At 66.4% G+C, this 10252-nt stretch carries 7 protein-coding genes and 1 pseudogene; 6 read left to right on the top strand and 2 right to left on the bottom strand.

What is annotated here, in order from left to right:
- Window positions 1–11 precede the first annotated feature (11 nt).
- The 5 genes and pseudogenes from AKN84_RS43570 to AKN84_RS43550 all read left to right on the top strand — a co-directional run bounded on the left by AKN84_RS43570 (window position 12) and on the right by AKN84_RS43550 (window position 5906).
- Entirely contained in the window at window positions 12–347 is a 336-nt protein-coding gene (locus AKN84_RS43570; RefSeq protein ID WP_050426488.1) for a hypothetical protein, read from the top strand.
- A gap of 252 nt (window positions 348–599) precedes the next feature.
- A complete protein-coding gene (locus AKN84_RS43565) occupies window positions 600–1826 on the top strand; it encodes an MFS transporter (RefSeq protein WP_050426487.1) in 1227 nt (408 codons plus the stop codon).
- 142 nt (window positions 1827–1968) lie between these two features.
- Window positions 1969–3141, top strand: a complete 1173-nt coding sequence (locus AKN84_RS43560) for an acyl-CoA dehydrogenase family protein (RefSeq protein ID WP_050426486.1) — start codon at window positions 1969–1971, stop codon at window positions 3139–3141.
- A 279-nt stretch (window positions 3142–3420) separates the two neighbouring features.
- A pseudogene (locus AKN84_RS43555) lies at window positions 3421–5387 on the top strand (methyl-accepting chemotaxis protein).
- 72 nt (window positions 5388–5459) lie between these two features.
- A complete protein-coding gene (locus tag AKN84_RS43550; RefSeq protein ID WP_050426485.1) occupies window positions 5460–5906 on the top strand; it encodes a DUF1801 domain-containing protein in 447 nt (148 codons plus the stop codon).
- Between the two features lie 126 nt (window positions 5907–6032).
- On the opposite strand, the gene AKN84_RS43545 is transcribed toward AKN84_RS43550, so the two are convergent.
- Together AKN84_RS43545 and AKN84_RS50940 are read right to left on the bottom strand one after the other, a co-directional pair.
- Entirely contained in the window at window positions 6033–8147 is a 2115-nt protein-coding gene (locus AKN84_RS43545) for a putative bifunctional diguanylate cyclase/phosphodiesterase (RefSeq protein WP_244485793.1), read from the bottom strand.
- Between the two features lie 215 nt (window positions 8148–8362).
- On the bottom strand, window positions 8363–8992 hold the full coding sequence (locus AKN84_RS50940; protein ID WP_244485792.1) for a L,D-transpeptidase: 630 nt from the start codon (window positions 8990–8992) through the stop codon (window positions 8363–8365).
- A gap of 212 nt (window positions 8993–9204) precedes the next feature.
- Between AKN84_RS50940 and mepA the strand changes: the two genes are divergently transcribed.
- Entirely contained in the window at window positions 9205–10152 is a 948-nt protein-coding gene (gene mepA, locus AKN84_RS43535) for a penicillin-insensitive murein endopeptidase (RefSeq protein ID WP_050426484.1), read from the top strand.
- Window positions 10153–10252: the final 100 nt, after the last annotated feature.

The following is a 10252-nucleotide window of genomic DNA, read 5'->3' as shown; positions in this document are numbered from 1 at the left end:
AGACTCCGATCATGTTGCGCATCCTGTCCCTCCTGATCGTCATCCTCGCCTTGCTGCAGCCGGATCTGAGCTCGGCCGCTTCCTCGAAAAAGCGGCACGGCGGTACCCGCTGGCATGGCTACGGCTTCCTGCCCGGCTACCGACAGCCGCCCAATCAGACCATTCCGGTGCTCGGCCCGCGCGGCGCCGCCCGCGGCTACCCGGACTTTTCACCGGAATATTGGTATGGCGGGGACTGGCACTACTTCGGCCGCCCCGGATTCCATGGCGGAGGACGCTACAATGGCGGCAGCTACGGCCCGTGCTGGGTCTGGACACCGATCGGGCGCGCCTGGCAGTGCGGGTAGAGCATGATCCGGAAAAGTGCGAAGCGGTTTTCCGGAAAGATCATGCTTAAACAACAAGCTAAAGCGCGATGGCGATTTAACCCAATCTCATCGCGCTTTAGCCGCGCGCCGCCGCGACAACTTGCGCACGCAACTCACAATCCGCTGATCCCGGAATGAGAGGCATGTTGCCCGTCATATTGCCCCTGGACCCCGGATAGGCCACCATCCTCCCCGCGCGCACGACAAAACACAACAGCGCCGGGGAAACGCATGAGCAAAGCCACTCGCTTCGATTATGGCTGGGTCGTCGTCGGCGCGGGCGCGCTGATGACCTGCGTCGGCTTCGGCACCATGCTGTCGCTCGCGGTGTTCCTGCAGCCGATCTCGGATGCGATGGGCTGGTCGCGCGCCGGCGTGTCGGCGGCGGCGACGCTGGATTTCCTCTGCATGGGTTTTGCGGCGTTCGCCTGGGGCGCGCTGTCCGATCGCTTCGGCACCCGCATCGTGGTGCTGGCCGGCAGCCTGCTGCTCGGGCTTGGCCTCGTGACCGCAAGCCAGGCGCAGAGCCTGTGGCAATTCCAGCTGTGCTTCGGCGTGCTGATCGGGATCGCCGCCGGCAGCTTCTATGCGCCGATGATGGCGCTCGCGAGCGCCTGGATCGACAAGCATCGCAGCCTCGCCGTCGCCCTGGTGTCGGCCGGCATGGGCGTATCGCCGCTGACGGTCGCACCATCGGCGAGCTGGCTGATATCAGCCTATGACTGGCGCTTTGCGATGCTCGTGATCGGCATCGCCGCTTGGGTGCTGCTGATCCCCGCATCGTTCCTGGTGCGCCCGGCGCCGCAGGGAACGAACGTTGCGATGACGACCGCCGCGAGCGCGCCGCAAACGGAATGGACCGTGGCGCAGGCGCTGCGCACACCGCAATTCATCACGCTGGCGCTGGCGCACTTCGCCTGCTGCGCCGCGCATTCGGGACCGATCTTCCACATGGTGTCCTACGCCATGGTGTGCGGCATCGCGCCGCTCACCGCGGTCACGGTCTACAGCCTCGCCGGCTTCTCCGGGCTCGGCGGCCGCCTGCTGCTCGGCGTGCTGGCAGACCGGCTCGGCGCCAAGCCAGTTTTGGTCGGCGGCCTGCTGGTGCAGGCGCTGTCGATCGCGACGTATCTGGCGGTGGCGCAGCTCGGCGAGTTCTACGCGCTGTCTGTCGTGTTCGGCCTCGCCTATGGCGGCGTGATGCCGCTCTATGCCGTGCTGGTGCGCGAGTTCTTCGGCGCGCGCATCATGGGCACGGTGTTCGGCGCAGTGTCGGCCTTCGCGAGTCTCGGCATGGCGCTCGGGCCGTGGGCCGGCGGTTATGTGTTCGACACCTTCCATGGCTACACGTGGCTGCACGCCGGTTCCTTCGCGATCGGCCTCGCTGCGGTCGCCGTGGCGCTGAGCTTCTCGACCAAGCGCCAGCCCTCGCTCGATCTCGGCCGCGCCGCCGCCTGAGCGCGGATGCGTCCGTCACGCTCGCGCGTCGGTGATGGTTAGCTGACCTGCATCGGCGCCGTCCCGCCTTGCCCTCGCCTGCCGGATGGGTCACCATCGCGCGCGCCCCGAACAAGAATGTCAGAACGGGCCGAGGACACGCATGAACAAGCCGCAGGGAGTAGACCTTGTCGAGCGGGCGCGCGCGCTGGCGCCGCTGATCATCGCTGAGGCCGACGAGATCGAACGGACGCGGCGGCTGACACCGTCCGTCACATCAGCCCTCGTCGAGAACGGGCTGTACCGTGCGCTGCTGCCGAAGCGCTTCGGTGGCGCCGAGGCGACGCTGGACGCCTTCATGCAGATGCAGGAGGAGATCGCCAAGGCCGACGCCTCGACCGCCTGGTGCCTCGGCCAGTGCAGCGTCTGCGCGATGACCGCGGCCTATCTCGAGCCCGACGCCGCTAACGAGATCTTCAACACCGCGCCCGGGATTCTCGCCTGGGGCGCGATCGCCCACGAGGTCCGCGCCGAGCCCGGCGGCTATCGCGCCAATGCACGCTGGGATTTCGCCTCGGGCTCACGGCAGGCGAGCTGGCTCGGCGCCCACGTTCGCGTCGTCGAGGCGGACGGCTTACCGCGCAAGAAGGCCGACGGTTCGCCGGAGATCCGCACCATCCTGTTCCCGATGTCGCAAGCTGTGATGTATGACGTCTGGGACGTGATCGGCCTGAAGGGCACCGGCACCGATTCCTATTCGGTCGACAACCTCTTCATCCCGGACAAATTCGCCGCGCTGCGCGACGATCCCGCCGCGTGCCGCGAGGGAGGACCGCTCTACAAGCTCTCCACCAACATGGTGTTCAGCATGGGCTTCGCCGCCACCGCGCTCGGCGTCGCCCGCGCCATGCTGGATGCGGCGACCGAGCTCGCTCGGGCTAAGACCCCGCAAGGCCTGAAGGCGATGCGCGACAACAATGCCGTGCAGGGCCAGATCGGCCGCACCGAGGCAAGCCTGCGCGCCGCGCGCGCCTACCTCTACGCGACAGCCCACGACGTCTGGAGCGACCTCGCCCGCGGCGAACCGATCACCGAAGCGCACCGCATCGCGATCCGCATCGCCTCGACCTGGACCATCCACCAGTCGGCCTCGGTGGTCGACATCGCCTATCACATGTTGGGCGCGACAGCGGTGTTCGCGAAGAATCCGTTCGAGCGGCGGTTTCGCGACATGCACGCGATCGCCCAGCAGATCCAGGCCCGCGACACCCAATATGAGGACGCCGGCAAGGCGATCCTGGCGGGCAATCTCGCAGCGCCGCCGACGGCACGCTGAAGTCGGATTCGGTTAGGGCGCGTGCTGGTGTACACGGCTCCGTCCAGGAGGTGCCATTTTAAACGGCTATAGGACAAAAGCGGAAGTCTATGTGCCGTGATCTACCACCGAGTCTGCGGCACAACTAGTGCAACCCAATCTCAGCGTGCAGCTGCATCGTACGAAAGTAGGCACCGGCAATGATGGTCCCGGCGCGAATTTCGGCGGCGCAACATCTGGTTGTTAAGCTTTTTCTGAGACGTTCCGGACGGCGCTAATGCCTGGAGTTCCGCTGGTACCATGTTCACGCTTCGATCGATCGCCGCCCGCCTGATCCTGGCGATTTCACTGACCGTCGCGGTCGCCTGCGCCATCCTCGGCGGGTTCTCCATCAGCCAGCAGCGTGCGCTGACCCGGCTCGCGCTCGATCAGCAGCTCAAGCTGCAGTATGACAGCGTGATTGCGGCGATCGACTATGAAGGCCGCACTGCGCTCGCGGTCTCCGCCGTCATCGCCGCCCTGCCGCCGGTCGAAGAGGCGATCGCCAAAGGCGACCGTGACGGCCTCGGCAAACTGCTCGGCGCCCCCTGGACGGCGATCAAGGCGCAGGGCATCCCGCTGATCTCGTTCTGGCAGGCCCCGGCGACGAGCTTCTACCGGATCCACACGCCGAAAATCTTCGGCGACGACGCCTCCACGCGGCGCATCACCGTGGTGGAATCGATCAAGGCCGGCAAGCCGATCGTCGGCGTCGAGCCCGGCCGTGAAGCGCTTTCGATCTTCGGCATGACCCCGGTCATGCATGACGGCAAGACGCTGGGCAATGTCGACATCGGCGTCGCCTTCGGCAAGGAATTCGTCGACCGCGCCAAGAAGCGCTTCGGCATCGACCTCGCGGTACATTCATTCGACGGCAAGAGCTTCAAGCGGCTGTCTTCGACCTTCGGCGACACCGTGGTCGCGACCCAGGACGAGCTCAAGAACGTGATGAGCGGTGCCGCCGTGCTGCGCGACGCGGTTCTCGACGGCCATGCGGTCGAGCTCTATCTCGGCCAGATCAAGAACTATGCCGGCGAGCCGGTCGCGGTGCTCGAGATCGTCAAGGACACCAGTGACTATGAAGCCGCTGCGGCGAGTGCGCAGCGCAATCTGATCCTCGGCACGGTCGCGATCCTGGCCGGTGCCGTGCTGCTCGCATTCCTGCTCGGGCGCGGCCTGTCACGACCGCTCACCGCGATCACCGCCGTCATGAACCGGCTGTCCAGCGGCGACACCAGCGTCACGATCCCCGGCAGCGAACGCCGCGACGAGCTCGGTACGATGGCGAAGGCGGTCGACGTGTTCCGCCGCAGCATGATCGAAACCTCCTCGCTGCGCGACGCGCAGGAGGCCGACAAGGTGAAGGCCGCGGCCGACAAGCAGGCGCTGCAGCGGCAGATGGCCGACCGCTTCGAATCCGACGTCAAGGGCATGGTCGCCGCCGTCGCACGCTCGTCAAGCGCAATGCAGCGCGCCGCAGGCGAGATCACCACCAGCGTCAACGGCACCTCCGAACGGACCGCTGCGGCAGCCGCCGCGTCCGAGGAGGCGTCGGCCAGCGTCAATGCGGTCGCGGCCGCGACCGAGGAACTGGCGTCCTCGATCACCGAGATCGGCCGCCAGGTGACCCATTCCAGCCGCGTCGCCGACAATGCCGTGGCCAAGGCGATGGAGACCACCGAGATGGTGACGAGCCTCGCCGCGTCAGCCGAGAAGATCGGCGACGTGCTGCGTCTGATCAGCGCGATCGCGAGCCAGACCAATCTGCTGGCGCTCAACGCCACCATCGAGGCCGCGCGCGCCGGCGAGGCCGGCCGCGGCTTCGCCGTGGTCGCAGCGAGGTGAAGGAACTGGCGAGCCAGACCGCGAAGGCGACCGACGAGATCGCCGGCCAGGTCGGCGCGATCCAGTCCGCCACCGGCAATTGCGTCAGCGCGATCGGCGACATCAGCGGCACCATCCGCGAGATCTCGGGCATCGCCACCGCCATCGCGGCCGCCGTCGAGCAGCAGGACTCGGCGACGCGGGAGATCGCCCGCAGCGTCCAACAGGCGTCTTCCGGAACCGTCGAGGTCTCCGCCAACATCGCGGGCGCGAGCGAGGCCGCCGGCCATTCCCGGGCGCTCACCGGCAATGTGCTGGATACATCAGGCCAGCTCGGCGATCACGCCTCCGCACTGTCGCACAGCGTCGATACATTCCTCGCCGGACTGCGCAACGCGGCCTGACCGGCGGCGGCCTATCTGACGCTCAAGGCGTTGTGGTAGATAGACGCGCCAGACGTCATCGCGGAACACACCATGCGCAAGCCGGCAGCATCGACCAGCAAGGCGGCACGACGACCGCAAGCGAAAGCGGCAGATGCGCTGTTCGACGCCTACCCTGCCCCGGTCAAGGCCAAGCTGCTGGCGCTGCGGCGGCTGATCTTCGAGACCGCGCAAGCAACCAAGGGCGTCGGCGCGCTGGAAGAGACGCTGAAATGGGGCCAGCCGAGTTACCTGACGCCGGAGACCGGCAGCGGCAGCACGGTGCGGATCGACCAGGTGAAGCCGGCCACCGATCAGGTCGCGGTCTACTTCCACTGCCAGACCAATCTGGTCGAGACCTTCCGCGAGCTCTATCCCGAGCTCAGCTACAGCGGCAATCGCGCGATCCTGCTCGATGTCAGCAGCAAGCTGCCCGAGGCCGCGCTGCGCCACTGCGTCGGCTTGGCGTTGACGTATCATCTGGACAAGCGGAAGGTTTAGCAATCAGCCGCAACTCTCTCCACTGTCATTGCGAGGAGCGAAGCGACGAAGCAATCCATCCCTCCGCGCGTGAGGATGGATGGATTGCTTCGCTGCGCTCGCAATGACGCGGTGAGTGCAGCCTCGCTACGCCACCAGCGCCGTCGCGACGCGCTGCGCCTTGAGCAGGCTGATGACCTCGGCGTTCGGCCGCGCGCGGCTGAACAGAAAACCCTGGCCCTCATGGCAGCCTTCGGCGCGCAGGCAGCTCAGCTCCGCCTCGGTTTCGACGCCCTCGGCGGTGATGGTGACGCCGAGCCCGACGCCGAGGCTGACGATCGAGCGCACGATCGCCTGCGCGTCCGGGTTGGCACCGAGATCGCGCACGAAAGACTGGTCGATCTTGATCTTGTCGAACGGGAAGCTGCGCAGATAGCTGAGGCTGGAATAGCCGGTGCCGAAATCGTCCATCGACATCCGTACCCCGAGCGCGCGCAGCGCATGCAGCGTCGCCAGCACCTGGCTGCTCTTCTCGAGCAGCAGCGTCTCGGTGATTTCGAGCTCGAGCCGCCGCGCCGGCAGGCCGGATTGCCGCAACGCGTCGGTGACCAGCGCCAGCAGGTTTCCGGTGCGGAATTGCAGCGGCGACAGGTTGACCGCGACGCGCACGTCGTCGGGCCATTGCGCGGCGTCCATGCAGGCGCGATGCAGCATCAGGCTGCCGAGCGGGTTGATCAGGCCGGTCTCCTCGGCGACCGGGATGAACTCGCCGGGCGAGATCATGCCGCGCTCCGGGTGCGGCCAGCGCACCAGCGCCTCGAAGCCGGTGATGCGCCCGCTCGCTAGATCGACCAGCGGCTGGTAATAGGGCTGCAGGCCTTCATTCTGGATCGCATCGCGCAGATCAATCTCGATCTTGCGCCGGCTTTGCGCGCGCGCATCCATCTCCGCCTCGAAGAACGAGAAGGTGCCGCGGAACTCGCTCTTGGCCCGCGACAAGGCCATGTCGGCGCTCTTCAGCAGCTTTTCGGAATCCTCGCCGTCGCCGGGCGACATCGCGATCCCGATGCTGGCGCCGATCACCACCGAATGGCCCTCGAGCAGATAGGGCTCGCCGATCGCATCCAGGATCCGCCGCGCCAGCAGCACCGCGTCCTCGGGCCGCATCACGCCGCCCTGCACGATGGTGAATTCATCGGAGTTGAGGCGGGCCAGCGCATCCTCCTCGCGCAGCGTCGAGCGCAGCCGCTTGGCGACCCCACGCAACAGCTTGTCGCCGATGCCGTGGCCGAGCGTGTCGTTGACCGCCTTGAAATTGTCGAGCCCCAGCATCAGCACCGCGACCTTGTCGGTCGAGCGGCGGGTGTGCTGCAGCATCTCCTCCATCTGCTGGCGCAGCAGGTTGCGGTTCGGCAGACCGGTCAGGCTGTCGTGCTGGGCCATGAAGGCGAGCCGCGCCTCGGCGCGCTTGCGTTCGGTGATGTCCATCAGCGCGAGCAGCATCGCCGGCTGGTCGCCATGCATCAGCTGGCGCGAATAGATTGCAAGGTCGATCAGCGTGCCGTCCGCACGCACATGCTTCCAGGTCCGCGCCGCCTGCTCGTCGCTGCTGCGGCCGGCGGCCCAGGGCAGCTCGGGATCGAATGCCTGCAGGCTCCTGATCGTCATCTTCTCGAATTCGGCACGCACATAACCATAATGCGCGATCGCGGCGTCGTTGACCGCGAGGATCCGTTCGCCGTCGAGCGCGCACAGGATCATCGGCACCGGATTGCCGTCGAACAGCAGGCGGAACGAGGCCTCGCGCTGCTTCAGTTCGGTGATGTCGACGCGCAGGCCGACGATGCCGCCATCCGAGGTCAATCGCTCCTCGATCAGGACCACGCGGCCATCGGCCAGGACCTGCTCGTGCCGCTCGCCAGGCTGGTACATCTTCTGGAGCCGCTCGGCGATCCACGCTTCCTCGCGCCCGGCCGCTTCGGGATAGTCGCCGCGCGCGACGCCGACGCGGATGGTGTCTTCGAGGCGCGCGCCGCGCTCGAACAGATCGGAACTGCGCTTGTAGATTTCCGAGTATTTCCTGTTCCAGAGCGTGTAACGGCCTTCGGGGTCGAGGAACACGATGCCTTGCGGCAGGATGTCGATCGCCTCGCGCAGCCGCGCGTTCGACCTGCGGGCCTCGGCGATCGCCGCCTCGGCCTGCGCGCGCTGGCGCACCAGTTCGCCGATTTCGACAGCGGGGCGGCGCAAGCGGCTGGACATTTTCGGCATCGGCATCGGCCGGCGTCCCCGAGAACGGGACAGTTTGGCCTGTTTCGGTTTCTTGATCTTCTTTGGCCGCATCATTGCACTCGCACGCCCCACGCGCATTCCAGTTTCGGCGACATTTCTGCGATAAGTCTCTGAAAAATTGGTATCTCTTGGCGAAGAGCCGCGCTGTATAAGAAGTTCGGGCATTGCCCGCTTTGCAGGCGCGTTCACGCCGCACGCGAGCGGCCGGTGCTACGCAAGCGGCCCGCAGCGCAGATTTGCAGCGCAGCGGCGCAACAGCGTGGTGAAGGAAGGGTAAACCTGCGCCTGCCTGCACAATGAATGCGCCGAAACCGCCGCAAGCGCATCAATGTTTGCCAGCGTGTGACAGGGTTATCGCGAGGTAAAAGGCGCGACCGGTTCGCTCGTCTTGCGAAGTTAGTTAGTGATCTCGATCCGCGTGCCGCCGCGGCCGTTGCGCTCGACCAGTCCATAGAGCTGTGCTGCGTGCGAGGGATGCAGGCGCACGCAACCATGCGAAGCGGGCCCCCGAGGCGGGTGAACTCATAGGTGCCGTGAATGGCCAAGCCGCCATGGAAGAAGATCGCGTACGGCATCGGCGAGTTGTAGTATTTCCGCGAGTACCAGCGGCGCGCCAACAGCTGCGGATGGAACACGCCGTTCGGCGTGCCATAGCCGCGCCGTCCAGTCGACACCGGCCAGTTGTAACGCGTCGCACCGTCGACGCTGACCGCCATGCGCTGCGATGATTTGTCGATGTGAACGACGATGTCGGCCCGCGCTGGCGAGAGCGTCAGTGTCGACGCGGCAATGGCGGCGGCAACTGCCAACCGCACGCAAGATACGCTTGTCATAAAAATGCCAGCCCTGAAAATTATTGCGCGCATCATGTCGGCCGCGGCGCGCTTGTAAAGTGGCGTGGCTCACATCCGGAACGGGAAGACGCGGGTAATCTTGATCCGCCCTGTGGGCGATCAAGCGAATGGGATGAGAGCGCGGTTCGTCCGGCACGAATCCATGCTAGCCTTGCGTGGACAGAGTGATCCGAATGACACCCCGCCTGCGTCCGATCCCGCTCCTGGTCTCCGCCCTCGTCGCCTGCACCATCTCCGCGCGGGCGCAGGACAAAGGCTCGCTCAATCCGCAGCCATTGCCACCGCTCGCCAATCCTAACGATCCAACGATCGGGGCGAAGCAGCTGTTCGCCCGCAAGGTGCTGCCGGCGGCGATGCCGACCCAATCGATCGGCGGCTACACCAAGGGCTGTCTCGCCGGCGCCGCGCAGATGCCGCTCAACGGCGACACCTGGCAGGTGATGCGCCTGTCGCGGAACCGCTACTGGGGCCATCCCAACATGATCGCGCTCTTGAAGCGGCTTGCGGCCAACGCGCACAAGGACGCCGGCTGGCCAGGCATCCTGGTCGGCGATATCGGCCAGCCGCGCGGCGGCCCAGCGCTGTCAGGTCACGCCAGCCACCAGATCGGGCTCGACGCCGACGTCTGGCTGACGCCGATGCCCGATCGCAAATTGTCGCGCGAGGATCGCGAGGAGATGTCGGCCGTCATGATGGTGCGTGACGACCGGCTCGATATCGATCCGCACGTGTTCACGCCGGGCCATGTGCTCGTCCTCCGCGACGCAGCGCGGGAGCCGGCGGTGCAGCGCATCTTCGTCAATCCGGCGATCAAGAAGGCACTGTGCCGCGAGGCCAAGGGCGACCGCGGCTGGCTGTCGAAGATCCGGCCGTGGTGGGGCCACGACTACCACTTCCACATCCGCATGCGTTGCCCGTCCGGCAGCCCCGCATGCGAGGGGCAGAAGCAGCAATCGGAAGGCGAAGGCTGCAAGCCGTCCGACCTCGCCTTCTGGTTCAAGGATTCGGTGCTGCATCCGAAGCCGCCGCCGAAGCCGCCGAAACCGCGCCCGCCGATGACGCTGGCGCAGATGCCGGCGGCCTGCAAGACGGTGCTGAACGCAGCCGACGCCAAGCAGTAACTCGAGAGCGTGATGAGATGAGGTTGAACCAGATCGGCAGCGGAGGTTCACCTCTCCCTTGGGAGAGGTCGCGCGTAGCGCCGGGTGAGGGGTTACAGTC

The sequence above is a fragment of the Bradyrhizobium tropiciagri genome (genome assembly GCF_001189845.1).
Lineage (GTDB): Bacteria > Pseudomonadota > Alphaproteobacteria > Rhizobiales > Xanthobacteraceae > Bradyrhizobium > Bradyrhizobium tropiciagri.
The sequence above is the reverse complement of the archived record's forward strand: the minus strand, read 5'-3'. Positions and strand labels throughout refer to the sequence as shown.